21 protein-coding genes are annotated in these 25824 nt (G+C 53.4%); 7 read left to right on the forward strand and 14 right to left on the reverse strand.

Annotated features, from left to right (window positions below):
• Nucleotides 1–66: 66 nt before the first annotated feature.
• The 4 genes from NST69_RS32685 to udk form a co-directional block, all read right to left on the reverse strand.
• Entirely contained in the window at nucleotides 67–1455 is a 1389-nt protein-coding gene (locus NST69_RS32685) for a sugar ABC transporter substrate-binding protein (protein ID WP_342548119.1), read from the reverse strand.
• A gap of 56 nt (nucleotides 1456–1511) precedes the next feature.
• Complete coding sequence (locus tag NST69_RS32690; protein ID WP_342548120.1) at nucleotides 1512–2390, reverse strand: carbohydrate ABC transporter permease; 879 nt, start codon at nucleotides 2388–2390, stop codon at nucleotides 1512–1514.
• Entirely contained in the window at nucleotides 2387–3280 is an 894-nt protein-coding gene (locus NST69_RS32695; protein ID WP_340827743.1) for a sugar ABC transporter permease, read from the reverse strand. Before NST69_RS32695 ends, NST69_RS32690 begins: the two co-directional genes overlap by 4 nt.
• A gap of 480 nt (nucleotides 3281–3760) precedes the next feature.
• A complete protein-coding gene (udk, locus tag NST69_RS32700; protein WP_036726376.1) occupies nucleotides 3761–4390 on the reverse strand; it encodes a uridine kinase in 630 nt (209 codons plus the stop codon).
• Between the two features lie 195 nt (nucleotides 4391–4585).
• On the opposite strand from udk, the gene NST69_RS32705 reads away from it, so the two are divergent.
• Nucleotides 4586–5677 (forward strand): beta-eliminating lyase-related protein, encoded by a 1092-nt coding sequence (locus NST69_RS32705; protein WP_342548121.1) that lies wholly within the window; start codon nucleotides 4586–4588, stop codon nucleotides 5675–5677.
• Nucleotides 5678–5806: 129 nt separating this feature from the next.
• Here NST69_RS32705 and NST69_RS32710 read toward each other — a convergent pair whose 3' ends face one another.
• From NST69_RS32710 to NST69_RS32725, 4 genes are all read right to left on the reverse strand, one after another.
• The gene (locus tag NST69_RS32710) at nucleotides 5807–7321 is read right to left on the reverse strand and encodes an oligosaccharide flippase family protein (protein ID WP_342548122.1); all 1515 of its coding nucleotides are present in this window, start codon (nucleotides 7319–7321) and stop codon (nucleotides 5807–5809) included.
• Nucleotides 7322–7365: 44 nt separating this feature from the next.
• Nucleotides 7366–8472, reverse strand: a complete 1107-nt coding sequence (locus NST69_RS32715) for a polysaccharide pyruvyl transferase family protein (protein WP_342548123.1) — start codon at nucleotides 8470–8472, stop codon at nucleotides 7366–7368.
• Entirely contained in the window at nucleotides 8469–9458 is a 990-nt protein-coding gene (locus NST69_RS32720) for a glycosyltransferase (RefSeq protein ID WP_209879324.1), read from the reverse strand. The genes NST69_RS32715 and NST69_RS32720 overlap by 4 nt, the downstream gene beginning before the upstream one ends.
• A 210-nt stretch (nucleotides 9459–9668) precedes the next feature.
• Complete coding sequence (locus tag NST69_RS32725; protein WP_342548124.1) at nucleotides 9669–10544, reverse strand: aldose 1-epimerase family protein; 876 nt, start codon at nucleotides 10542–10544, stop codon at nucleotides 9669–9671.
• 195 nt (nucleotides 10545–10739) lie between these two features.
• Here NST69_RS32725 and NST69_RS32730 point away from each other — a divergent pair, with 195 nt between their 5' ends.
• The 3 genes from NST69_RS32730 (at nucleotide 10740) to NST69_RS32740 (ending at nucleotide 13076) form a co-directional block, all read left to right on the forward strand.
• The gene (locus tag NST69_RS32730; protein WP_342548125.1) at nucleotides 10740–11969 is read left to right on the forward strand and encodes a Zn-dependent hydrolase; all 1230 of its coding nucleotides are present in this window, start codon (nucleotides 10740–10742) and stop codon (nucleotides 11967–11969) included.
• Nucleotides 11970–12027: 58 nt separating this feature from the next.
• Nucleotides 12028–12243: a hypothetical protein gene (locus NST69_RS32735; protein WP_342548126.1), complete on the forward strand. Its 216-nt coding sequence runs from the start codon at nucleotides 12028–12030 to the stop codon at nucleotides 12241–12243.
• Between the two features lie 101 nt (nucleotides 12244–12344).
• Nucleotides 12345–13076 (forward strand): class I SAM-dependent methyltransferase, encoded by a 732-nt coding sequence (locus NST69_RS32740; RefSeq protein WP_340956730.1) that lies wholly within the window; start codon nucleotides 12345–12347, stop codon nucleotides 13074–13076.
• Nucleotides 13077–13657: 581 nt separating this feature from the next.
• Here the strand turns inward: NST69_RS32740 and NST69_RS32745 are convergent.
• The 5 genes from NST69_RS32745 to NST69_RS32765 all read right to left on the reverse strand — a co-directional run bounded on the left by NST69_RS32745 (nucleotide 13658) and on the right by NST69_RS32765 (nucleotide 20326).
• Nucleotides 13658–14485, reverse strand: coding sequence for a carbohydrate ABC transporter permease (locus NST69_RS32745; protein ID WP_342548127.1), 828 nt, complete (start codon nucleotides 14483–14485; stop codon nucleotides 13658–13660).
• A 12-nt stretch (nucleotides 14486–14497) separates the two neighbouring features.
• Nucleotides 14498–15379, reverse strand: a complete 882-nt coding sequence (locus NST69_RS32750; RefSeq protein ID WP_342548128.1) for a sugar ABC transporter permease — start codon at nucleotides 15377–15379, stop codon at nucleotides 14498–14500.
• A 234-nt stretch (nucleotides 15380–15613) separates the two neighbouring features.
• Nucleotides 15614–16411 (reverse strand): response regulator, encoded by a 798-nt coding sequence (locus tag NST69_RS32755; protein WP_342548129.1) that lies wholly within the window; start codon nucleotides 16409–16411, stop codon nucleotides 15614–15616.
• A gap of 27 nt (nucleotides 16412–16438) precedes the next feature.
• On the reverse strand, nucleotides 16439–18211 hold the full coding sequence (locus NST69_RS32760) for a histidine kinase (protein WP_342548130.1): 1773 nt from the start codon (nucleotides 18209–18211) through the stop codon (nucleotides 16439–16441).
• Between the two features lie 795 nt (nucleotides 18212–19006).
• Nucleotides 19007–20326 carry an extracellular solute-binding protein gene (locus NST69_RS32765; RefSeq protein WP_245368380.1) on the reverse strand — a complete coding sequence of 440 codons (1320 nt, stop codon included), beginning with the start codon at nucleotides 20324–20326 and terminating at the stop codon, nucleotides 19007–19009.
• Between the two features lie 312 nt (nucleotides 20327–20638).
• On the opposite strand from NST69_RS32765, the gene ald reads away from it, so the two are divergent.
• Together ald and NST69_RS32775 are read left to right on the forward strand one after the other, a co-directional pair.
• Nucleotides 20639–21772 (forward strand): alanine dehydrogenase, encoded by a 1134-nt coding sequence (gene ald, locus NST69_RS32770; protein WP_342548131.1) that lies wholly within the window; start codon nucleotides 20639–20641, stop codon nucleotides 21770–21772.
• 517 nt (nucleotides 21773–22289) lie between these two features.
• Nucleotides 22290–23561: a helix-turn-helix domain-containing protein gene (locus NST69_RS32775; protein WP_342548132.1), complete on the forward strand. Its 1272-nt coding sequence runs from the start codon at nucleotides 22290–22292 to the stop codon at nucleotides 23559–23561.
• Here NST69_RS32775 and NST69_RS32780 read toward each other — a convergent pair whose 3' ends face one another.
• The gene (locus NST69_RS32780) at nucleotides 23562–23870 is read right to left on the reverse strand and encodes a GNAT family N-acetyltransferase (RefSeq protein WP_081751072.1); all 309 of its coding nucleotides are present in this window, start codon (nucleotides 23868–23870) and stop codon (nucleotides 23562–23564) included.
• 147 nt (nucleotides 23871–24017) lie between these two features.
• Here NST69_RS32780 and NST69_RS32785 point away from each other — a divergent pair, with 147 nt between their 5' ends.
• A complete protein-coding gene (locus tag NST69_RS32785) occupies nucleotides 24018–25721 on the forward strand; it encodes a DUF4127 family protein (protein ID WP_342548133.1) in 1704 nt (567 codons plus the stop codon).
• Nucleotides 25722–25824 lie beyond the last annotated feature (103 nt).

Below are 25824 nucleotides of genomic sequence, written 5' to 3' on the forward strand. Positions count from 1 at the left end.
CTTGTTCTATCTCCAGTATACAGGCCGCACCGGGGTTTCGCTAAACATATAACCATCGCCGGGCCGCTACCTCTTGATGATCTCCGTAACCTTCTTCTGAATCACCGGCATAACCTCTTCCAGGGTCTTGTGACCCGTCTCGACCGGCTGCAGCTCATTGATGAACATGTCGTTGATCTGCGAGTAGTTGGTGATCAGATGGTTGTAGGATTCATAACCGTATTTGACTGCGCCTTCGTAGACCTTCTTCACATCCTCAGGATCAATGCCGTCAAAATGCTTGTAATACACCTCAGCCGCTTCCGTATTGACTGGCGGATTGCCGCCGCTCAGCTCGATGGACTTCTCCTGGATTTCAGTGGTCATCAGGTATTTGATCCATTCAAAAGCCTCCTTCGGATGCTTCGAGTCCTTCAGAATCAGCAGCGGATCAACGAACAGCGTGCTGCGCACCTTGTCGTTGCCTCCCCATGGCACAGCAGCTACGCCAATTTTGAACGGGAAGTCGTTAGCTCCGGCGAGGTTCCAGGAGCCGCCGATCGACATGCCAATCTTGCCTGCGACGAACGGGTCGCCGTTCTGTCCGGCTACGCTTTTACTCCACTCGGAAGTCGGGGACACCTTCTCCTTGAACACAAGGTCGAACAGCTTCTGGTAAGCGGCAATGACCTCGGGTGAATCGAAATGCGTCTCGGAAGGAACGCCGCCGTTGGTCCAGGTATCCTCAGAGTAAGGCTCGGCCCCGAAGTACAGCGGCCGCATATCCCGCTCCGCCCAGGTGAAGTCTACGCCGTATTGTGTTTTGGCAATATCGTCCGAGACGATTGTCATCTTCTTGGCATCCTCCACCATACGGTCAAACGTCCAGCTCTTATCTTCATAATCGCTCGGCGGGTAGGAGACGCCTGCGGCATCGAACATATCCTTGTTGTAGAGCATCAGGGTGACGTACATATTGACCGGTATGCCGTAGGTATGACCGTTTACAGTGTATATTTTCATCAGATTCTCTGGGATGTTGTAGTCCTCCGCCTTGAAGCCGTCTTCCTTAATAAGATCCGTCAGATCCAGCAGCATATCCTTATTGTAATATTCGGCAAAACCGCCGTAGCCGTAGTGGCTCGTCACATCCGGGGAATTACCGCCGGCAATCAGTGTCTGCAGCTTGCTGTCGAACTGCTCATACGGTGCCTTCTCCACCTTGACCTTGATGTTCGGATGCGCCTTCTCGAAATCCGGGATCAGCTTCTCGATAAAAGTCCGGTCCTCGGAATCAATGGTATAGTGGGATATCGTCACTTGCTCCCCCGAACCGCCGGTATTCCCGGCTCCGCTGCCTCCAGCCGCCACATTGCCTGCCGATTTGCCGCCGCTGCAGCCCGCCAGGACTGTGGATACTGTCAGGGCTGATGCTAGCAGCAGCGCATATCTCTTGCTCTTCATTTTATTCTTCATTGTCCAATCCCTCCTGAATTTTTCAAGTGTTGTAAACCCGGGATAGCTTTGCTGCCTTACTTGATGCCGGTCAGTACGATGCCTTCGACGAACTGCTTCTGGGCGATGGCAAACAGGGTGACGATTGGAACCATAGCCAGGACGGAGGCGACCATCAGCAGATGCCACGGCGGAATGCGGAAGCGCGATGAGGTGAGGGAGGCCATCCCCACGGGAAGCGTGAATTTGTCCGACGAGCTTAGATAGAGCACTGGGGTCAAGAGATCATTCCAGCTGTAGATAAAAGCAAAGATCGCAACCGTCGCCAGCGCCGGCGCAGACAGCGGCAGCGCGATGGTCCGCCACATCCTCAGCTCGCCGCAGCCGTCAATGCGTCCGGCATCGAACAGCTCCTCAGGCAGCGTGGAGAAGAATTGCCGCAGCAGGAAGATGTTATACGCCGAGCCGAAGAAGGCAGGCACAATCAGCGGGAGGAAGGTGTCGATCCACTGCATTTTGGAGAACAATACGAACTGCGGAATCATAATGGCCGGATAAGGCAGCATCATCGTGCTCAGCAGCAGGATGAACCAGAAGTTGTTGCCGCGCCCCCGGTACCTGGCGAACCCGTAAGCAACCAGCGCCGAAGAGAGCAGGGTGCCGAATACGGAGAAGCCGGCGATGATCAGGCTGTTCTTGTACAATGTGCCGAACTGGAGAGTCTCAAAAATATCGACATAATTGCGTAAGGCCCAGCTCTCCGGCAGAAACGTCGGCGGGAACTTCAGCATCTCCCGTTTTGACTTCAGCGAGGTGGAGACCATGAAGAACAGCGGCAGCAGCATTAGGAACGTTGTGACTAGCAGCGCGGTGAAGCTGGCAATCTTAACGGGCTTGATTCTTCGGCGGAGCCGGGGGGACGGGTCAAGCGAGCGGGTGGCCTTAACGGTGCTCATCGGCTGCTGCCTCCTTCATAATGGACATAACGGCGCGACAGCCTCATAATGACCGCCGTGAACAGCATGACGACAATCAGCAGGACCCAGGCAAGCGCGGAGGAGTATCCGGCGCGGTATTCCTTGAAGGCACTGGTATACAGATTGTAGACGTAGAACCAGGTAGAGTAATTGGGTCCGCCCTGCGTCATGACGAAGGCTTGCGTGAACACCTGGAAGGAGTCGATCAGCCCCATAATCAGTTGGAACAGCAGGACAGGCGAGATCATCGGCAGCGTAATATTCAGGAAAATGCGGAAGCGCCCTGCCCCATCCAGATTGGCAGCTTCGATCAGGCTGGCTGGGACTCCTTGCAGACCAGCGAGGAAGAGGATCATGCCAGAGCCCGCTGTCCAAAGGGACATGATAATTAGGGCATACAGCGCTGTATCGGGATTCATCAGCCAGGCCGGGCCGTGAATGCCGAACCAGGAAAGCATATAATTGAAGAGGCCGATCTGCGGATTGAAGATCCAGTACCAGAGGAGCGACATGGCCACACCGGAGACCATACTCGGGAAATACATCGCTGTGCGGAAGAAGCCGCGCCAGGGGATGGTCTGATGCAGCAGCAGGGCGAACCCCAGGCCCAGCAGCAATTGTACCGGCACGCTGATGAAGGTATATCTTAGGGTGACCTTCACGGAACGCCAGAACAGTTCATTGTGGAACATCTCCGTGTAGTTGGCGAGGCCGATGAATCTGGGCGGATGAATGATGTCATAGTCGGTGAAGCTGTAATACAGCGATGACAGGATCGGGTACAGGGCGAAGATCAGGAAGCCGACCAGCCACGGGGAAATGAACAGATACATGTAGAACGTCTGCCGCCGGCTCTCACTCTTAATCACGGACACACCAGCCTTTCATTGTTAAAAGTATAAGCGCTTTAACTTTAATGATAAATAAAAATTTAGTTTGCCAATTTTATTATAGTGGACAAATTATAAGTTAAATCGCTTTAACTTTAATGCCGTCCGTTGACCTAATCATAGTGGATGATCACCAAATAATCAACCCTTTATTTCGGTAATAAAGCGTTACCAGTCAATAAATATAACAAATAAATGGATGATAATGCTGAAAACGGTGAAAATTCCGGTGTGAACAGGGGTTTTATGTAAGATAACCTGACTTTTGAGGCGTGATTTCATGAAAAGCTCACCTGCGGGCGACCGGTTGTTTGCCGGTTTTCGCCTACAATGGGCCCTGCTGCCTTCGAGCCGAGAAATGTGTTCGGTTTTTCGCATATGTTATATCTCCCGGAACAGAAAAAATCCGTCCGGCATTGCCGGACGGTCCTTGCACCATATCAGCCGGTGCGGCTTAATTCAGTTCCATTGGTGATCGCCGGACAGATACTTCTCGGTCAGTACCGACAGCAGTTCGATTCCGACTTGATTCTGTCCGCCTTCCGGGATGATCAGGTCCGCGTATTTCTTGGAGGGCTCGATGAAGGCCTCGTGCATCGGCTTCACCGTGGTCAGGTATTGCGTATGGATCGAACGGATGGTCCGCCCGCGTTCCTCGATATCCCGCAGCACCCGGCGCAGGATACGCACATCGGGATCGGTGTCCACGAACACCTTGATGTTGAGCTGCTCGCGCAGCTTCTCATCGGACAGCACATGCAGTCCTTCCAGAATGACGATATTATTCGGGGCGAGCTCCACAGTCTTCTCGGTTGAACGGGCATGAACCGTGAAGTCATACACGGGAGCGAAGGCGGCTTGTCCCGCTTTGAGACAATCCAGATGCTCGATCAGCAGTTCCGTGTCAAAGGCCAGCGGGTGGTCATAGTTAATGGCACCGCGTTCAGCCATGCTGAGGTAAGAATGGTCTTTATAGTAGTTATCCTGGGATATGAATGTTACTTTGTCAGAGCCAAGACGGTCAATCACGGAGCGCGCTACCGTTGTCTTGCCGGAGCCGGTCCCGCCGGCGATACCAATAATAAGCATGGTGAATTTATAAACCTCCCTAAGCAATTGCCTTTGCAATTCCAATATTGTAGCACAGCGGTCAACTTATTTCACCTTGCTGGAGAGGAATATCATGTGAACATTCTAATAATTCGGTTATTTTGTAGAGGAATGATATAATTTCAAGGATTCATACAGATCGGGTGCTACGAAGAAGGGGGCTAGGATAATAAAATGAACGAGGAGAATGCTTTAATGGAGGCGTTCGGCAGGACGCAGGTGCAGCTTGCAGGCCATGGCGGACGGGACGTAGCCGTACTCAAGAAGGCGCTGGATAGTGTAGAGGACGGTCTCGCTGCGGACATGTACGGGACAGGGACGGTGATTGAGGAGTTCCAGGCGGAGATGGCAGAGGTGCTGGGCAAAGAATGCAGCGTGTTCTTCCCCAGCGGCACGATGGCCCAGCAGATTGCCCTGCGGATCTGGAGTGACCGGGAGGGCAGCAAAAGAGTCGCTTATCACCCGCTATGCCATCTGGAGATTCATGAGCAGGACGGGTTAAAAGAGCTGCATCATCTGGAGCCGCTGCTGCTGGGCAGTGCAGACCGTCTGATTACCCTGGAGGATGTGAAGGGGATGGGACCGGGGGTTGCCTGTCTGCTGCTGGAGCTGCCGCAGCGGGAGATCGGCGGACAGCTGCCGGAATATGCCGAACTGGAAGCGATATCGGGGTATTGCCGGGAGCAGGGAATTAAGCTCCATCTGGACGGGGCGCGGCTGTTCGAGGTGCTGCCTTACTACGGCAAGACGGCGGCCGAGGTCTGCGCGCTGTTCGATAGCGTGTATGTCTCCCTGTACAAAGGCATTGGCGGGATTGCCGGAGCGATCTTAGCCGGCAGCCGGGAGTTCACGGAGACCTCGAAGATCTGGAAGCGCCGCCACGGGGGCGACCTGATCAGTCTCTATCCCTATATTGTCCCGGCCCGGTATTATTACCGGCAGAGAATCGGCAGGATGTCAGAATACTATGAGCAGGCCAAGGAGCTGGCAGCCTTATTCAACAGCTGCCATAAGGTATCCACGCTGCCGGAGGTTCCGGTCTCGAATATGTTCCACATCCACTTTGCGCTGCCTCTGGAGCAGCTTGCCCCTGTATTGATTGGGATCTATAACGAGACCGGCATTGGCCTGACACCACGGCTCAAGCCAACCGGCGAGGCTTCCTGCTATTATGAGATCAATATCGGCGATCATTATGGCGAAGCGGACCAGACGGCCCTCAGAAACATGTTCCGGTTGCTGGATGAGCGGCTGAAGCAGCTCTGATCAGCAAGCTTGCCAAGTTAAGCGAAGAAGCCTCTGCGGATCTTACCCGCAGAGGCTTCTTCGCTTAGGCACAGCATGGAGCAGCGCCTAAGCGCGGCATGCCAATCAGCGCCCGCCTCACGTAGAGTCCTAGGCCTGACTCCGCAGAGCCATTTTTCGCACCGGTCCGGCCACCATCTGCTTCTCTGCCCCGTTCAGTCCGAACAGCCACATAGTAAGCACATAGATGAGGGAGTACAGGATGACATACATGCCCAGGTACACGTAAGAAGTGATGCTCACGAAGCTAAGCAGGAACCCGCACACACCGGACAGCAGCACCACCGGAATGAAGACGCGGATGATCTGCAGCCAGAAGTGAAGGATATCGAACTTCAATTTATATTTGTAGTACACATTATTCAGGCATACATTGATGATCATCCCGATAGCCGTAGCAATGGCGCAGCCTGTAATCCCCCAGATCCGGATGAACCAGAAGGTTAAGGCCACCTTCAGAATTGCAACTGAGAAGTAGATAAAGGCCTTCACCCTGTGCATATTCATCGCTTCCAGCATGGTGGCGAACAGCGATTGCACAATCGACGTGATCTGGGGAATGATGATGATCAGCGCAACCGTGTACGCATATTTGTAATCCTGGCCAAGCCAGATCAGAATGAAGCTCTGTCCGAATAACACGAAGCCCGAGACGATGTAGCCTACGATCAGCGCCTGGATTCTGCCTATTTTGACCAGCTCCAGCATTAAGGCCGCCTGATCTGCCCCCTTGACGATCATCTTGGTGAGCTTCGGCAGATAGAAGCTGGCCAGCACATTGGAGAAGTTGAGAATATACGTGTTGAGCTGGGCGGCGATGGCGAAGATGGCGATGGGCGTAGCCCCGAGGAACATCCCGATGATCAGCGGATCAGCATTCGTATAGATCTGGAAGGCAATCGAGGATAATAAGATATACGACGAATAGCAGAAGATCTCCTTGAACAGCTTGGTGTCGAAGCCGTGGAACCGGACCCTCAGATTCAGCTTGGTGCGGCAAAAGACCACGTTGATCACGCCGATCGCCAGGTTCAGCACAAGCGCAACGGTGACCATACCTGTCGATCTGAAATCGAACAGCAGGACCAGCACCATCATGGCCGGAGACAGGACCACGCGGATCAGATTGATGATTTTGAGATAGACGAACCGCTCATAGGCCGTAATGATCGAGCTGAAGATATTCAGCGGGAACGAGACAGCCACATTGATGGCGGCAATGATAAATATCGTCTTCAGAATGCCCAGCTCAGCTGCATCGAGGCTGCTGAAGATCGCATCGAAATTAAACACCAGAATCACACTGGCAAGTAAGGAGAGGAGTCCGATGGCTGAGAACAGCAGCAGGAACATTCCGTTGATATTGCGCTGGCCTGCGGAGTCATTCTCAGAGATGTATTTCGCATTGAAGCGGATGACCGCGCTGCCGAAGCCCAGATCAAGCAGGACGATATAGGCGATGATGGAGTTCACCAGCGCGAATAATCCATATTCGGATTTCCCCAGGGTCGACACAATGAACGGCGTCGAGCCCAGGGAGATAATAACGCCTAGGAATACCGAAGCATAGGTTATGATTGCAGCAAGTTTTATATTTGTTTTCAAGGGTGGGATCGCTTCCTCGCTACAGAGAGTGTCTTGTGCTTATCTTAAGCGGTAACGATAGACGAAGCAGGTTCTCTAGCGCTGCTGCTTGCCATGGATTCAATGATCTGGCTGTAATGCTGGACCGAGAACTCATTATTGTACCGTGGGCGCTGGATCGTCTTCAGTTCTTCCAGCAAAGCCGGGATTTGCTTCACATCGTTCGTGAATTTCACATAGCCCAGATGCTTGATCCATTCGTAGCTGCCTACGACCTTATAATTGTAGTTCCCCAGTGCAATACAAGGTGTGGACGTAATCGCCGCAAAAATCATCCCGTGCAGCCGGTCCGTAATCACAACCTCGGCCTCCTTGAACTGATTCCATAAGGTGTTCAGCTCGTGATCCCGGTCTTCCAGGGAGACAGGGCGGAGAATGCAGGTATCCGTGAAGGTGGTGGTGCTGTAGTGCTTGGAGGTGTACTCCTGGATGACCTTTTTATCCTGCTCGCTGAAAATGCTCTCCTTATCGGCTCTAATGCACAGAAGGGCACCGTGGCGCTCCTTGGGAGGGTCAGTGATATCCAGGGACATGACAATGTCCGGCGTTAACAGCACTGCGTTGTTTCTGAAACCTGCTTTCATAATTTCGTACGACGTTGCCTCTCTGGCGACCAGCGTGAGGTCTTTGTGGGAGCCATAGAGGTCCTGTGTCTTCTTGAACTCCGTGCGGCCCAGCTCGGTATCACCGAAGTAGATGGTCTGCGGGAAGACGATGATTTTGTTATTTGGGAATTCGGAGATAATCTTGCGGCGCACCTCTTCCTCGCGGAAATACTCGATTCCGAAGTTGCCCCCGCCCTGAAGCACGAAGATATCCTCCGGCGAACAGAATTCCTCCAGGCACTTCATGTTATGCATCAGCCGGTTGGCGACAATCTCAATCAGGGTATAGTCGGGAAAAGCTTTTCGCAAAAAATTCATCTGCGCATAAGTGATGGCGTGATCGCCCAGATTGTCATGCTCGGGGGAGCCGACGACGTAAATGGCTTTCGTCTTGTCTTTATATGCATTCCGGTAGCTCAGATAGCCCTTATAATATTGATAGACGGGAATATTGCTTACATAATTGCGGAAAGACAGCGGCAGGATCTTCTCAAGGGCTTGGCTCATATCATATTACTTCCCTTCAAACGGAGTTTGGAATAATACAGCATTTTGTATACCGTGGAGCTGGTCAGAATAAGCAGGGCTGCGGTCTTCATCTCCCGGCGGATAATACGGTTGCGCAGGATCGCGGAGGTATGCTTGCTCAGGAACCCGCCCAGCTCGGCCAGATATTCCTTGTTAACTGCAGTCTCGCCGGTAATCAGCTGGAAGTTGCACAGCTCAATGCCCTCGGTTACGGTCCGGGATAACGAGATTTCTTTGGCGATCGGATAGTTTTTATCCTGAATCGTCTCGTAGATCTCCAGCGCCGCACAGAAGCGGTCGTAATATTTCCGGTTGTTCATCGCTCCGGTGATGCTGTCGCTTCGCTTCAGATACAGGTATTTGGGGGAGTCCAGCGAGACGGTCTTGTTCGCCTGGAGGAATAATTTATAGGTGGTAAAAATGTCTTCAAAATATCGGCCGACCGGATATCTCACCTGGCTGAACAGCTCGGCCTTATACAGCTTATCCCAGGCCAGGTTCTGGATCTCGGTATCCTCCAGCAGCTTGTCAAAGGCATGCGCATTATCGTATACACGCACCTGGTGCGTGAAGGACTTTTCCAGCTTGACATCATCCTGTACCTCGCAATGACCGCATACAGCGATATCTGCATTGTGGGCGGTGATGAGTCCGTGCAGGGCTTCATACATGTCCGGTTCTATCCAGTCATCGCTGTCGACGAATCCGATATACCGGCCCTTTGCCACATCAATACCATAGTTCCGGGCATCGGACAATCCGCCGTTCTGCTTATGAATAACTACGACACGGGGGTCCAGCTCCTTGTAATACTCGCATATCTCGCCGCACTTATCGGGTGATCCGTCATTGACCAGAATCAATTCAAAGCTGCGGAAGGTCTGCGCCAATATCGAATCCACACACTTCCTCAGGTACAATTCCACGTTGTAGATAGGCACAATAATACTTATCTCTGGCTTCACTCGAGCAGTCACTTCCTTTCCCGGTTCTGATTCGGGTCTACGCGTCACTATATTTGTGATTATCTTACTATCCGGGTCAAAAGGTTGTATATACTACTAAAGTGTACTTATCGCTTGAGGAGGGGTGTGAACTGCCTGACGAGAAGCCGCTGTTCCACAGCAAAAAGACCACAGCACCGTGGGGTGACTGCGGCCTTCGCCTGTTGAAATTTAGTTAAATGTAATCGCCAGCGCGCTGGTAAACTGGCTGCCCGGCGGCAGGGAGATGACATTCTGCTTCTCCCGGATATCGCCGGTGAAGCCGGAGGTATCTGCCACACCATGCCAAGGCTCGATACACACGAACGGTGCATTCTTCGGCTGCCAGATGCCGAGATCGGGGAAATTGGTGAAGGCGACTGTTACGCTCTTGTCAGACTGTCTGCTTTTCAGGGCAACCGATTTGGACTGGACATTGCGGAAGACGAGGGCGTCATGCGCGAACATGTCGTGGTTCAGCGGCAGCTTGTTGTCCCCGCCGAGCATAGTCTCGCTCTGGCCTGGAGTAATCAAGCCATTCTCATTCAGGAATAAGCGCTCCAGGCGCTCCGGCTGTTCGAATTCAAGATAGTAGTCGGTGAAGCTTCCTTCTCCGCCAATCGGGCAGTTGAACGCCGGATGGGTGCCGAGCTGGAAGAACATCTCCTCTTCTCCGGGATTCTCCACCCGGTAGCCGATGTCCAGCGTGCTGCCGTTCAGCGTATAGGTGAGATACAGATGGAACGGATACGGGTAGCTGGCCAGCGTGTCCGCGCTGTGGGAGAGTCGGAAGACGGCATGTGTATCGCTGGACTCCACCAGCGCGAATTCGCTGCGTCTGGCGAAGCCGTGCCGGGCCAGCGGATACGCCTGCCCGTCTACCCGGACTGCTTCGCCTGCGGCTCCCCCGATCATCGGGAACAGCACCGGGGAACGGCCTGTCCAATAGGCGGCGTCTCCGTTCCACATATATTCAGTGTCTGTATCCGTTCTTTTGAAGCTGACCAGCTCAGCACCGAGTGAACTGATCTCGGCCACGGCCAGGCCGCTGCGTAAAATAGTGTTCATGCTTTTACCCCTCTCGCCCTGCAATATGTAATCCTGATGTCTCATATTCTAACAGACTTCCCCGCAGGCGCCAGCATATAACGGAAATTCTCCAGCCTATAATTTTTACAGTATGTACAATGACAAACATGTGGAATTCGTTAACATATAAGGATAGCAATCATTCCATATCAGCGGAAACGGGGGAATAAGCCGATGCAGGTTAAGCAACTATTGGTGAACGGTGGGCGGCTGAAGAATACGATTGAGGCTTTTGCCGATTTCGGGCGGACAGATCATAACGGAGTTACCCGGCTGTCGCTGTCGGAGCAGGATGTGCGGGTGCGCGGCTATTTCACCGCCTGCTGCGAAGAGCTGGGCATGAGCGTGAAGGTGGATGATCTGGGCAATATGTATGCCACTCTGGCTGGCTGTGAAGATGGGCCGCCCATCGTGATCGGCTCACATCTGGATACTGTGAAGAAGGGCGGCAGATTCGACGGTGTGCTGGGGGTGATTGCCGGCCTTGAGGTGGTGAGAACCCTGGTAGATCACGGGATTAAGCCCCGGCTGCCTGTCACGGTGATGAACTTCACCAATGAGGAGGGGGCGCGCTTCGAGCCGTCCATGATGGCTTCTGGGGTCTTGTCCGGCAAGTTCAATAAGGCAGCCATGCTGGAGAAGAAGGACCCGGAAGGCATCAGCTTCGGCGAGGCGCTGGAGGCCAGCGGGTATGCCGGGGAGGCGGAGAACCGGATCAGGGAAGCGGCGGCTTATCTGGAGCTGCATATTGAACAAGGCCCCGTGCTGGAGAAGGAGAACGTTAAGATCGGTCTGGTTGACTGTGTTGTGGGCATGGTCTGCTATGAGATTGAAGTGACCGGGGAATCGGATCATGCCGGGACTACGCCGATGGATATGCGCCGGGATGCGCTGTTTGCCGCTACAGATATTATTACGGAGCTGCGCCGCAAGCTGGCCGTGCTGGACCCTGAGCTGGTCTATACGATGGGGCGGATGAACGTGCTGCCGAATATCCACACCGTTATTCCGAACAAGGTGATCTTCACCGTGGAAGCGAGACATAAGGACATGGATGAGGTCCGTGAAGTTGAGGCGATTATTCACGGCCTGCCGGAGGAGCTGCTGGATTGCAGTGTATCGAAGACGAAGCTGTGGGGCCGCGACACGGTATGGTTCGATCCGGGGATCTGTACGCTGGTGGAGCAGGCCGCGCAGAAGCTCGGTTACAGCAGCCGGAAGCTGGCCAGCGGCGCAGGGCATGACGCCCAGTTCGTGGCCGGGTTCCTGCCGTCGGCGATGATTTTCGTCCCAAGTGTGAACGGGAAAAGCCATTGCGAGGAAGAGCTCACCTCCTACGAGGATTGTGAAATGGGCGTGAATGTGGTGCTGGAGACGGTGCTGTCGGTGCTGTCCCGTGCCTGAGCGGCGGGTAGGCTAAGGTAGGCTGGGTAGGAGAATTGTATAGGAGAATTGTATAGGATTGCCCCAAAAGACACTTAACCGGTGTCTTTTTTTCGTATCGGTGAAAGGGCACGGACGGAATCGGAATGTACGTGAAAAACCGAACACATTGGGCACGCGGGCCGGAGATTCGCCGGATGATTACACGATCTGGGGCGATTATTATTATCTGGAGGCACTGATGCGGCTGGAACGGGGAATTCCGGGGTATTGGTACGAGCGGCCTGTGCTATAGATCCCAGCTATGTGGGATGGCGGTTTCCGCGTCCGTCCCTGATAATCGGTACATGACCTGTTGTGGTTATGTACCGATTATTACTTTCGGAGGGGATATAATTGAAGGACAGCATGAGCGGGGCAGGCAGCCCATGGGAGCAGGCAGACGGGGATCAGTATGTACAGAACATCAGCCGCAAAATCCCCGGGTACGCGCTGCAATATGACTTGATGGATACGCTGCTGACAGCGCGGCTGGGCAAGAAGGAAAAGCCGGAGTTGCTAGTCGTGGGAGCAGGCGGAGGCCAGGAGATTCTGAAGCTGGGCCTAAGCCACCCGGACTGGAGGTTCAGCGGCCTGGACACCTCGCAGAGTATGCTCCAGGCTGCCAAGCAGCGGCTGGAGGCTGCGGGTCAACCGGGTCTGCTGGATAGAGTGCGGCTGCATCGTACGGAAATTAGTGACTGGAGCTGTGCTAGAGCGTACGATGCCGCAACCTGTATGCTGGTGCTTCATTTCGTGCAGGGGAGGGAGAGTAAGCTGGCGCTCCTTCGCAGCATTGCCGCGCGGCTTCAGCCGGGTGCGCCGCTCTGCCTGTCCGCCATCTGCGGGGTGCCGGGTACTCCTGCATGGGAGCTTCAGATGGCAGGCTGGCGGCTGCATATGCTTGGTAACGGGATCGCAGAGGAACAGTGGCAGACCTTCGAGCAATCATTCGGCGTAATCTCTCATCCGCTCCATGCTGAAGAGATAGAGGAGTTGCTGGAGGAGGCCGGGTTCACTGCCGTATCCCGATTCTTCGGCGCATATCTGATTGACGGCTGGGTGGCGGTGAAGGCGGAGGAACAATAGCAACTGCACATTGTACAACGGAATGCTGTAGAAGAGGCTTCGAAATAGATTCTATTGTATTCCGTACAATCGAATATTGAAAAAAGGCCTTTTTTCAGCCAAATCACAACATTCCAATGTATGAAATACAATAGAATCTCATTTTACGGTCAGCAATACGTTTTCTATTGCAGGAAATACAATCAGCTACTTGAATTAAAGAGTTGAAGCCAGCAACGGGCGCAGGTTCAGCCTAATATCAGCTCGATGTTCATACTCAGACTTTAATCAGAGATAAGTGTATTCTGTGCAACTAAAAACAGTGCGCCCGAAGGTATTCTTCGTCTAACTGTATTCTGTACAACTATATTTGCCCGAATGGGCGAAAATCCAGATATAGAGGTATTTTAATTGTACGAAATACATCTAAACAGAGATTTGGCGGCACATCCGGCGATTTAGTTGTACAGACTGCACTTAAGCCTACCCTCGCACCTTAATCAGGCACGATCAGGCATGGCAACCCTAAGCAAGCGATGAGTTAAAAGTAATTTTCACATGTTTTAAGCTGATGCGGCACTACTACCTAGTTCCCCGCACTGTCACCCCTTCACCGCCGAGCTGGCCACTCCTTCAATGATGTATTTCTGGCCGAGCAGGAAGACGAGAATCATCGGGATGATACCGGCCGTTGCGGCGGCCATCATGCCGTTGTAATCGACATTGTTCTCCAGGATGAAATTCTGCAGCCCGAGCGGAACGGTGAACAGATCCTGGTCGATTAGGAAGACGAGCGCGTTCTCATAATCATTCCAATGCCAGGAGAAGTCGATAATCGCCAGTGTCGCCAGCGAAGGCTTGGCCATCGGCAGGATAATCCGCGAGAAGATGCGGAAATGGCCTGCTCCGTCGATGAAGGCGGCCTCCGAGATTTCATGGGGTACGGAGAGGAAGAACTGCCGCATCATGAATACGCCGAAGATGGTGAACATGCCGGGCAGAATCAGCGCCCAGTGGGTGTTATAGATGCCGGCCCAGTCGAACATGATGAACTTGGGCACGAACAGCACCTGCGGAGGAACCATCATCATGGACAGATAGACCAGGAACATCGTGTTACGTCCCTTGAACTCAATTCTGGCAAAACCATAGGCTGCCAAAGCGGACAGGGAGACGGCGCCGATGGTGCTCAGCACAGCGACCTTAAGGGAATTCAGATAATAAGGCACGAAGCTTCCCTGGCCGGACCAGACCTTCACATGATGACTCCAGTTGAAGTGGTCCGGAATCCACTGGATCGGATAGCGGAATACTTCCGCAGGGGTTTTGAAGGAGGTGCTGATCATCCAGAGGAAGGGTACAATCATGACGATGCTGAAGAACAGCATGATTAATGTGGCGATGATTTTGGTAACGGCGGCTTTATTCATATTCTCAGCTCCTTAGTAGTGAACCCAGCGTTTCTGGCCCAGCCATTGAACCACGGTGAAGATCAGAATGATCAGGAACAGGGCCCAGGAGATCGCTGACGCATAGCCCATCTCGTAATAGCGGAAGGCATTCTGATAGATGAACAGGGATAATACGGTGGTGCTGTTCCCGGGCCCGCCCTGCGTAATTGCCTGGATGATGCCGAACTGCTTGATCGACATGATCAGCCCGGTAATCAGCAGCAGAAAAGTAGTGGGACTCACCAGCGGCCACAGGATGCTGCGGACCGTCTGCCAGGTGCGGGCACCGTCGATGGTGGCTGCCTCCAGCAGCTCGCCGGACACCTCCTGCAAGGCAGCGAGGTAGATAATCATGTTATAGCCGAGCATGAACCAGATCCAGATGATATCGATCGCATACATGGACGTATCCATCGTGGACAGCCAGCCGGGAGGGTTCTCGATGCCCATAGAGCGGAGAATGCCGTTAATCGGTCCGTTATTCGGGTGGAACAGCAGCATCCAGACGAAGGCTACGGCTACGCCGCTGGTAATGTAGGGCATGAAGTACAAGGCGCGCAGCAGCTTTTTGAGATACACGGAACGGTTCAGGATGACAGCCACCAGGAACGCCAGCCCAATGGATACAGGAACAGAGAGCAGGAACAGCAGCGTGTTCTTAATGGCAATATAGAAGACCTCATCCCCCAGCATCCGCCGGATATTGGCTAGCCCGATGAACTTGGTATGGGGACTCATAAACTTGTAGTCTGTAAACATGAGATAGAACGAATACATAGCCGGTATGATAAAAAACAGTATCACGCCAATCATATTGGGTCCGATAAACAGATAGCCCAGCAGCTGCTGACGTCGCATCCAGGTTGCTTTCACAATAGCCCCACTCCTTTAGGTCTTAATAAGTACATTACAAGCATAGCAAGCGCCCTTCTAAGGGATAAGGAACAAAACCACCCACTTCATGGCACAGAAATATACAATTACACAAGCGGCAGCAGGCGCTTCGGTCTTAGATATGTTCTATCCATGTTCCGGCCAGCAAGAATAGCGGCATTCCCGGAAGGAATGCCGCTGGAGCAATACTATGATCGTTATCTGAAAAGCAGGCTATAAGCTCAAGCGATCCGGCTTCTCCCGCTGCTGATGCCGGTATTGGCTGGGCGTCTGCGCGGTCAGGCGCTTGAAAATCTTGATGAAGTAGTTGTCGCTCACGAAGCCGACCCGGTTGCCGATCTCATAGACCGGCAGGTCGGAATCGGTCAGTAGCCGGATCGCCTGGTCTACCCGTACACGGTGCAGATAATGGATGAGGGTGTGGCCGGTTTTCTTTTTGAACAGGGTGCTGACATAATTCTCGGCCATCATGACATACTGGGACATCGACTTCACCGTAATATCCTCAGCGTAGTGTTCGTGCAGATAGTGCAGGATCTTCTGAATCTCCGGGTGGCTGGTCAGCTCCTCATGCGCCGGAAGAGACGGGGGCGGGGGAGACTCCTTAGGCATATCCGGCTCTGCCTTGCGGTTCTTCTCCAGCTCGCCGCTGATCTTACGCAGTGTGTCCCGGAGTGAATTCACGCTCATCGACAGCTTCAGAATATAATTGGACGCCCCGTATTCCATGGCCTGCCGCACATTCTCGAAATCATTCATGCAGGTCAGCATGACGAAGCGGGAATCAAATCCTTCCTCACGGGTTCTGCGCAGCAGCTCGACGCCATCCATCTCCGGCATGACAATATCCGAAATCACCAGATCGGGCGTATCCCCGCGGATCATCTCTAGCGCCTCTGCCCCGTTGCCCGCTTCTCCGCTGACCGTGAAGCCAAGCTCCTCCCAGGCGATAATCTCGCGCACACTTTCCCGTACGAATACCTCATCCTCCACCAGCAGTACCTTCCACATGTGTAATCCCTCCCGTAGTTATGCGCCTCAAGCCGGATGTTCGTTGCCGTAAGGTGTGGACATTAGCAGCGGCAGCGTCAAGCGGACCGTAACGCCTTCGCTGGTTGAGAGCACCTCAAGCTGTCCCTCTTCCCGGAACAACAGCCGCAGCCGCTCCTGAATGTTACTCAGTCCGATGCCCGGACGCTTGCGCGGAGCCTTGGGGCCGCTGCCCTGCTCCATGCCTACGCCGTTGTCCCGGATCTCTACGACCAGCCGGTTCTCTTCGCGGTGGACGTTCAGCTCAATAAGGCCGTGGCCGGGCAGTCTGCTGATTCCGTGAATGATGGCGTTCTCCACCAGCGGCTGAAGGCTGAGCTTCGGCACCAGAGCATACAGAATGTCCTCGTCATACGTGAACGTACAGTCGAATTTGTGCGCGTACCGGACCTGCTGAATATGGACATAGGCCTCAACCAGCTCGATTTCATCTTTTAGATGGATCAGATCCTTATCGGTGTTCAGACTAGCCTCCAGCAGCTTGCCGAGCGACAGAGTCATGTTCGTAATATCCTCGTTATGCTCACGGATGGCGATCCATTTGATCGTATTCAGCGTGTTGAGCAGGAAGTGGGGATTCGTCTGGGCCAGCAGCATCTGAAAATGCACGGCCTCCTTCTGGCGCTCCTCCGCCTTCAGCTTCTGGATCAGCAGGTGGGTGTCGTCAAGCATCGTATTGAAGGTCCGGGTCAGTTCCAGGATCTCGCCGCTGAATTTGTGCTCCGGCAGGCGGATCTTCAGGCTTTTCTGCACCGCCGCCTTCATCTTGTTCTGCAGATGGGACAAGGGCCGCGTAATGGTCGTAGCAATCACGAAGGTCATCATCAGGAAGATGCTCGTCAGCACCAGGAACGTAATGAAGTATTGCTGCTTCAGCCCCTCGATTTCCACGAACAGCACAGACAGCGGAATCCGGTTGACGATATACCAGTCCAGCGACTCCACATAGATATAGTTAATCAAGGCGTTCGAGTCTTTATCGATAAAATACTGCTGTCCCGGCTGCCCGGCAAAGCCGGCCTTCACCTTCTCGGATAACTGGCTGCCCGGAACCGACTGGGAGATATCCTCGCCCGAGCGGGTAATCAGGAAATACTGCTGCTCCAGATCGGACTGCTTGTGGATGGAGCGCAGCCAGTACGTGTAGTCAATGCTGATCCGGGCCATTCCGTATGGCTGGTTCCGGGCATCCTCCAGATAGGCGTATAAAGAGAGAAGATAGGCGCTAGTAGAGACATCGCGCAGCACGTAGTTGGCATCATTAGGCACCCAGTGATAAGAGCTGTTGTTCATCTGCCCTCTGTCGAACCCGGGATTTCCCCGCAGATCCGAATAGACCAGTGAATCCTTGGGCGGGTAAGAGGTGTATGCGCTCTCAGATAAGTCCAGAATCATGAAGTAGACCGAAGGATTATACAGGAAGAAGCTGTTGTTCAGGTTCTTGAAAATATTCTCCATCAGCCGCTTATTCTCTAGCTCATTACGCTGTTCAGGATGGAGCAGTACAGACTTCACAGTGTCATCCTGCTTTAGGAACAGCAGCGTCTTGAAGGCGATGCTGATCTGGTCCTCCAGCGTACGGTACATCTGCTCCAGCTGATAGTGGCTCTGCTGGCTGATTTTCTTCTGGACCAGCGTCTCAATGCGCTGATAGTTATAGATATTCAGCGCGCCGAACGGCAGCAGAATCAGACACACAAAGGCGGTGAACAGGCGGTATTTCAACTTCTGGGGAATCAGCACACGCAGCAGCTGTGACACAGGGAAGCACCTCCAAGCCGGTTGATATGCTAGATTATAGCATACTCCCTCCGCCGGATTGGCGATATTTCAAATTGCATGGTTTTGTTCCAGCAGGCACGGGAGGATGGCGGAAATGCATAGTTTTGTTCTATTCGGGCTGCTTGACAGAGGGACAAGAAAGACGGAGCGGATGGTTATCCGCCCCGCCTTGTCAAGGGAGCTCCTGGAGTATGGAGAGGTATAAGATGTCAGTTTAAACGTATGATGTTGTACTTCAGCGCAAGCAGAAGAAACACGCCAGCCAGGAGAATGACCCCCGCCGAGACTAATCCGCCTATAATGATTGTCCTGTCAAAGGGTTTGAAGCTTTTGAGCATTTCATCACTCCTTTACAAAGATGATCACTCTTTCTTGATTATAAGCTATCTGCCAGTGTGGGCGGTAATGAAGTATCCTGGACGCATGTGCCGCCTATGTCTGTGTACCGACGGACTCACAGGCTCCTATTTGGCGAAAAAATCACCTTTATGCTGGCAGGCGGACTCAGAAGCCTTTATATCACTCCAGGTAGCCGGAAATGAAGCGAAAAATGGTAGTTAAGCGCATCTGAGTCCGCGTAGCCTCCAGAATAGCCGAATTTGCCAAAATAAGCGCATCCCAGTCCGCAAGAACCCGCGTTCATTCAAGGCATAGTCTGTTCCTTTAGGGTAAGACGAAAGAAAGAGAGGCGCCATGATTTCCATGGCAAGCCTCCTGTATGATGCACGATACTTCTCTATTTCTTCGCTATCTCCGCTGTCTCCACCCAAGCCGCTACTTCTTCTGCTTCAAATACTCGTTATGCCGCGCTGCCATGGCCTGCACGGTCTGGTCAAGCGACTGCGAGCCGAGGAAGTACTTCTCGTACTCCTGTGAGCGCAGGTCCATTACCTCTTGCGGCAGGCTGCGGACATAGGTTGGCGTCTTATTGTCGAACATGACGTACATCAGGGAGTCCAGATCGTAGGAGTCACTTTTGTCGCCGATGAGGCTCTTGAGCGCATCCTCCTGCTTGGCATCCTTGGAGGCCGGGAGTCTGCCGCCTGCTGCCATCGGGGACATGCCGCCATCGGAATACCACTTCAGGAACTCCCAGGCCGCTTCCTGCTTCTTGGACTTGGCGTTAATGGAGATGTAATCGCCGAGGCCCCCGCGGGTCACGTAATCACTGGCGGATTCAGCAAGCCGGGGTACCGGAGCGAAAGCGATTTTGAAATCACGCGGGAAGTCGGTGAAGTTATTCGAGCTGCGCAGCAGCCACGCCCCGATATTGAGCATCGGCACCTCTCCGCTGAGGAAGACCTGCTCCACCGGCATCTTGGAAGTCAATTGCTCGCCGAGCGGCGGCGTAGTCTTATCGTCCTGCATCATCCCGTTCAGCGTCTCCAGCCATTGTCTTACCAGCGGATGATCGAGATTGGAGGTGCCGTCCGGCTTAGTGTAGCCCTCCTGGGACAGCACGGAGTCGATGGGGTCCACGAAGGGCTCCATATTTTGAATAAAACCGTACGAATCCCCGTTCTTCAGCTTCTTCGCATACTCGCGCAGCTCATTCCAGGTCCATTCCTTCGGAACCGGCAGGCCTGCCTTATCGAGGGCGTCTTTGTTCAGGGCGATGAAGAACGGGCTCTTGGTTGTCGGAACGCCGTAGAACTTGCCGTCAATCTTCCAGCTCGCAGTGTCCGCGCCCATCTTCTCTTCAATGTTGTAATCGGTGAAGCCGCTGAGGTCCAGGGCCAGTCCCGATTCCACCCGCTTGGCGGCATGGGAGATTGTATAGTTCACGAACAAATCCACATCCTGGCCGGTAATCATCGCCGTATCCAGCTTCAGATTGCCGTCGTCGTCATTGACATAGCGTACATATTCCACCTGAATATCGGGGTGCTCCTTGTTCCAGTTGTCCACCACCTGCTGCGGACCGGATTCCGGGGGGACACCGCCCCACATTTTGAGCGTTACCGGTGTATTCTTACCTGTGGCAGAGCTTCCATTGTCTGCTGAAGATGAATTGCTGCTGTTCCCGCAGCCTGCGGCCAGGCCCATGATCAGAACGAGCGAAGTGATTCCGGCAATAACACGGCTCTTGTTCAAAAGCGACAACCTCCCTGTGTGTACTGTATAAGCTTGCAATTCAAGAATAGCAGATGGCCGGAAGCGTCAGAAGGAACAAAAAACAGGAGAATATGGAACATAACTTTATAATATCTCCCCGGATTAGGGCTAGGGCGGCAATAGTGCAGGGAAACGTTCTATTCGGGGAGCAGCTGGTGCGGCGTTTCAAGTCCGTTGTGTAAAAACACAATCATGTCAGATCATGTTTTTCTTTTTACCCAAAATGCAGCTCCGGTCTGTATGTTATGATTCTTCACATAAGAGAACCCTAACTGACAGGAGCGATGAAAGATGATTATTGGCGTACCGAAAGAGATCAAAAACAACGAAAACCGGGTAGCGATCACCCCGGCGGGTGTTGTCAGCCTGACCGCAGAGGGCCACAAGGTGCTGGTGGAAGCAGGAGCGGGTGTAGGCAGCGGATTCCAGAATGAAGATTATGCCGCAGCCGGTGCTGAATTGGTGGCAGAAGCCGCCGCAGTGTGGGCCGCCGCTGAAATGGTAATGAAGGTAAAAGAGCCGCTGGCCAGCGAATACGGTTACTTCCGTCCGGGCCTGATTCTCTTCACTTATCTGCATCTGGCTCCAGAGCCAGCTCTGGCTGCCGCCCTTAAGGACAAAGGCGTATTCGCCATCGGCTACGAGACGGTAGTGGATGGACGTACGTTGCCGCTGCTCACACCCATGAGCGAGGTAGCCGGACGGATGGCTGTACAACTGGGCGCACAATTCCTGCAAAAGAACTACGGTGGACAGGGCATCCTGCTCTCCGGGGTTCCCGGCGTAAGCCGCGGCAAGGTCAGCATTATCGGCGGCGGTGTGGTCGGCACCAACGCAGCCAAGATGGCCATTGGCCTCGGCGCTGAGGTGACCATTATCGACCTGAGCGCAGACCGGCTCCGCCAGCTTGACGATATTTTCGGCGCACAGATCAGCACCCTGATCTCCAATCCGTACAACATCGCCAAGGCTGTTGCCGAAGCAGACCTGTTGGTAGGGGCAGTGCTTATTCCGGGAGCGAAGGCGCCTAAGCTGGTAACAGAAGCGATGGTGCAGACAATGAAGCCAGGTTCCGTCATTGTCGATGTGGCGATTGACCAGGGCGGGATTGTGGAGACGATTGACCGGGTGACCACGCACGATAATCCTGTCTTCGAGAAGCATGGGGTCCTGCACTATTCGGTCGCCAATATGCCGGGCGCAGTCGCCAAAACCTCGACCATTGCCCTAACCAATGTCACCGTTCCATACGCCCTGCAAATTGCCAACAAAGGCGTATTCCAGGCCATTGAAGATAATGCCGGTCTGAAGAGCGGCGTCAACGTAGCCAACGGCAAAATCACCTGCCAGGCCGTAGCCGAGGCGCTTGGAGAAGAGTACTTCACGGTTGAAGCTGCTGTAGAGCAGGAGTTCACGCTGATCTGATGTGTGGTGGGGGAGTAAACAGAAGAATTTGTGTCAGAGTCCGGTGAGCAATCACCGGGCTTTTTTTTGGCGAGTGGACCAGGCGGATGTAGGCGAAAAACCGAACATAATGGGCTGGCGCGAGGTGAGTGAGGCGGATGTAGGCGAAAAACCGAACACAATGGGCTGGCGTGAGGTGAGTGAGGCGGATGCAGGTGAAAAACCGAACACATCGGGCCAGCGTGAGGTGAGTGAGGCGGATGTAGACGAAAAACCGAACACAATGGGCTGGCGTGAGGCGTGTGGGCCAAATGTAGACGAAAAAGCGAACACAATGGGCCAGCGGGGGGCGAGCGCGTCTGACACCGCCCCATGTAAGCTATCGCTCCACGTTATTTTGCTTTTGACGCAAATTCTTCATGATATGTCAGGTTTTCTACTGAAATCTGTTTTATTCCTATAGGCAACTGCCAGACGCTGTAATATAATGTAATCACTTATATAAGCTTCGGCTATTCTTGGGGTTGGGGTGGGAACATTGACAGAAGCAGAGCCATCATTTGACCGTTTTTTTGACAGTATGGAATCCCTGGCGGATACGCTCAGCGAATCGCTCCAGTCCCAGGTTACGATTGAGGACAGCAATCATCATGTGATCGGGTACAGCTCCCATCAGACGGAGAGTGATCCGGCGCGGATCTCGACCATCATTGGCAAAAAGGTGCCCAGCACGGTCATTATCGGTCTGCGCAAAAAGGGAGTTATGCATGAGCTGGAGAGCAGCACTCATCCGATCCGCATCCCTGCGGTAATGGAGGTCGGGCTTGGCCCGCGGCTGGCCATGTGCATCAAGCACCAGCAGGAGATTCTGGGCTATATCTGGGTGGTAGACCGGGGGAATCTTACCGAAGGGCATGCGGAGCGTATCGTGGAGAAGGCTGCCGGGATTGCCGGACGTTATCTGCTGAAGCAGCGCGGCTGGAAGACGAAGCAGGAGAAGACGTTCGAGGACTTCTTTTGGAAGCTGCTGACCTCGCATTATGAGAGTGAGCCGCGAATCCGCCAGGAGGCAGAGGCCGGGGCGATTCTGCTGCCGGAGCGTTATTATATCGGGGTGCTGGAGAGCAGAAGGCCGGTGGATGAGAATTTTTTGCAGAAATTCCGCAGGGTGATGGCTACCTATACCGGGCAGCGGCTGCTTTTTCAGACCGCCGAGCAGAACCGGCTGATTATTCTTTTCTCTTTTATGTTTCCGGTGGTGGAGGGGACCGGGCGGCTGTCTTCGTTCCTGCATAAGCTGCTGGGAGAGCTGGGCCAGAGCGAGGGTGGCAAGCTTACGGCTGGGTGCAGTCCCGAATACCGTGAATATGCCTCGGCCGCCGAAGCATACCGCGAAGCGCTCCAGATTCTGGAGATGAAGAAGCTGCTGCCTTATCATACCCGTGAGCTGCTGCTCTATGAAGAGATCGGGTTCTGGGCGTACCTTCCGGCGATTCTGGAACAGAAACGGAGCCGCCCGCGCCGGAGCCTGCTGCTCTATCCTTTGAAGGAGCATGACCGTGAGCATAAGAGCGATCTCCTGAAAACCCTCGCCGTATATTTGTCGCTGGACGGGAATTTGAAGGAATCGGCCGCTTTTCTGCATATTCATACCAATACCTTAATGTACCGCCTGAACCGGATCACCGAGATTACAGGCAGGAGCCTCAAGGAGACCGACTACCGTACCTCCATCTACCTGGATCTTCTGACCGAGGAGACCGCGCAGGTAAATCTATGGTTCCAGGAGGCTGCCGGGTCCAAAGAGTAGCTAATGTTTTCGGGCGATCCGAAAGGCATTGGTAGCCGCTTCAAAGCCGATTTGAGGATAGAACGTTAAAGCTTCCTCAGAAGACAAGAGTACGATGGCTACTTGATCTCCCAAGGTCTGCTGAAGGAGTTCTACCAGGTCTTTGCCTATATTTTGCTTCTGATACTCTTTGATGACAGCCAAGTCTGAGAGGTAACAGCAGTAGCAATAGTCTGTGATGGCCCGTGCTAAGCCTACTACACGCTCACCGTCCCAGCAGCTGATAATGCCTCCGTGTATATTAATTTTTCTGAATAATACTGAATTAATATAGAGAGTCTGCCTTTCAACTGGGTAGGCTTTTTATATTTTTTATTATTTTTTAAGTTCTGGTTGTAATCCATCTGTGTAAATTACCTTATATAGTGAGGGCATCTGTTCTGAGCCTATCTGCTAACTAGAGGGAGCGTGACATCAATGAAGAAAGTGCTATATGTACCATTGGATGACCGGCCTGTTAATCTGGATGATGTGATTGTGCAGGGGAGATCGGCGGGCATTGATGTGATCACACCGGATGTAACGGATCTTAAGAATCGCCTGGATTCGCAAAAGACAGCATCGGGCACAACCCTGCTGACCACCTCCTCACCGGCCTACGGAGATACCGCCAAGATCCGGCAATGGATTCTGGATCATGCGGCGTCGTCCGTGGACGGTTTTATTCTCTCGGCGGACATGCTGGCCTACGGGGGGCTGATTGGCAGCCGCCGTCTCCGGGCGCATGCGGGTGGTGTCTACCCGGCGTATGACGCTGCAACTACAGACTTGCTGGATGTCATCCGTGAAGTGAAGCAAGCTTACCCGGACAAGCCGGTGTATGTAATGGATACGATTATGAGGCTGGCCACCACCTCTTTTGCGGAAGGGCTGGACCTCGCGGCCTATACGGAGTCCCGCAACTTCATGCTTCAGCCGCGCAGGAGCTTCACACAGTTCGAAGATATTCTCAGTGGATATAACCTGTCACCGACTGGCGACTATGGCAGTACGGCTACTTTTGATAAAGAGCAGTATTACAATACCAGAGCGCATAAGTTTAAGACGAACCGCTATATTCTGGAGGTGCTGGCGCAGGAAGGCTCTATTGATTTCCTTGCAGTCGGTGTGGATGATGCCAATACCCAGGGCGTGCAGATTAACGAGATTCACTATATGGAAGCAGGCATTAATGAATGGCTGGGCGGGACCCAGGGGCAAAATCCGGACCGGGCCGTCATTCTCCCGGATGCAGACGGACTGGGACAGTCCTTACTGGCGCGGATGGCGAATCAGCTCTACCGGAACGGGGCCACAACCAGGTATACCGTTGAATATTTCGGACCGCATGGCTCTACCCTTACGAGTCCGTATGAATATATGGATGTGCATCAGAACATCCTGCGCCATCTGGATATTGTAGGGGGTGAGGCGGTAGGCGATGCCCGTCAGGTGGAGATTATCGCGATTACTGCTGCGGATCAGGTGCTGGCTGCGGTTAACCGTATCGAAGATAACGATTCCCGCCTCGTCCCTTCGGTAGTGATTGACTGTGTCGGCGCAGGTGCAGCAGATGCAAGTATAACTGAGGCTCTACTGGGCAGCAGGCATACTGGCGCGCTATTAGGATATAGCGGCTGGAATACGCCGGGGAACAAAATCGGCCTCGCACTGGGCATGGCCCAGGCCCGGTATGCTTATATCGTTACAGAGACCGATGCGGCGGCGCTGGATCTTGCGGTTAACGCTCACGGCTCGCTGCTGTTCAAGCGCTTCCTGAAGGATTACTTCTACAAAAGGCTGGCGATTGGCGAGATCCGGACATACTCCAGAGCCCATTCGCTCTATGAGAATGTTGCAACGTTTACAGATCAGAATATGTTGTTGTTCAATAGCCCGGAGGATTACGCTCATCTCGAGGCCCTGCTGAGAGAGCGGATGCAGACACACACGGCCACGCTTGCCGGGACGGGCGCCTTCCTGACCGGAAGTGCTGAACCGGCGTGCAGTATCCGGCAAATTAACGGGGGCAGTTGGGTCTTCTCCGAATACGCCAGTGCAGTACTTCCATACGATGATCCCGATTATATTTGGGGCCGTGCCTTTGAGATTACTTTGAATCCTCATGTCACGTTAGAATAATAGGTGTTTCTGACCGGCAGCTCTCCGTGGATAGATTACGGGGGGCTGTTTACGCACCAATAGGAGGCCCGACACGTACAATAACCTATATTTCATGGCAAGA

This window comes from Paenibacillus sp. FSL P2-0089 (assembly GCF_038595095.1).
Taxonomy (GTDB): Bacteria; Bacillota; Bacilli; order Paenibacillales; family Paenibacillaceae; genus Paenibacillus_AQ; species Paenibacillus_AQ silagei.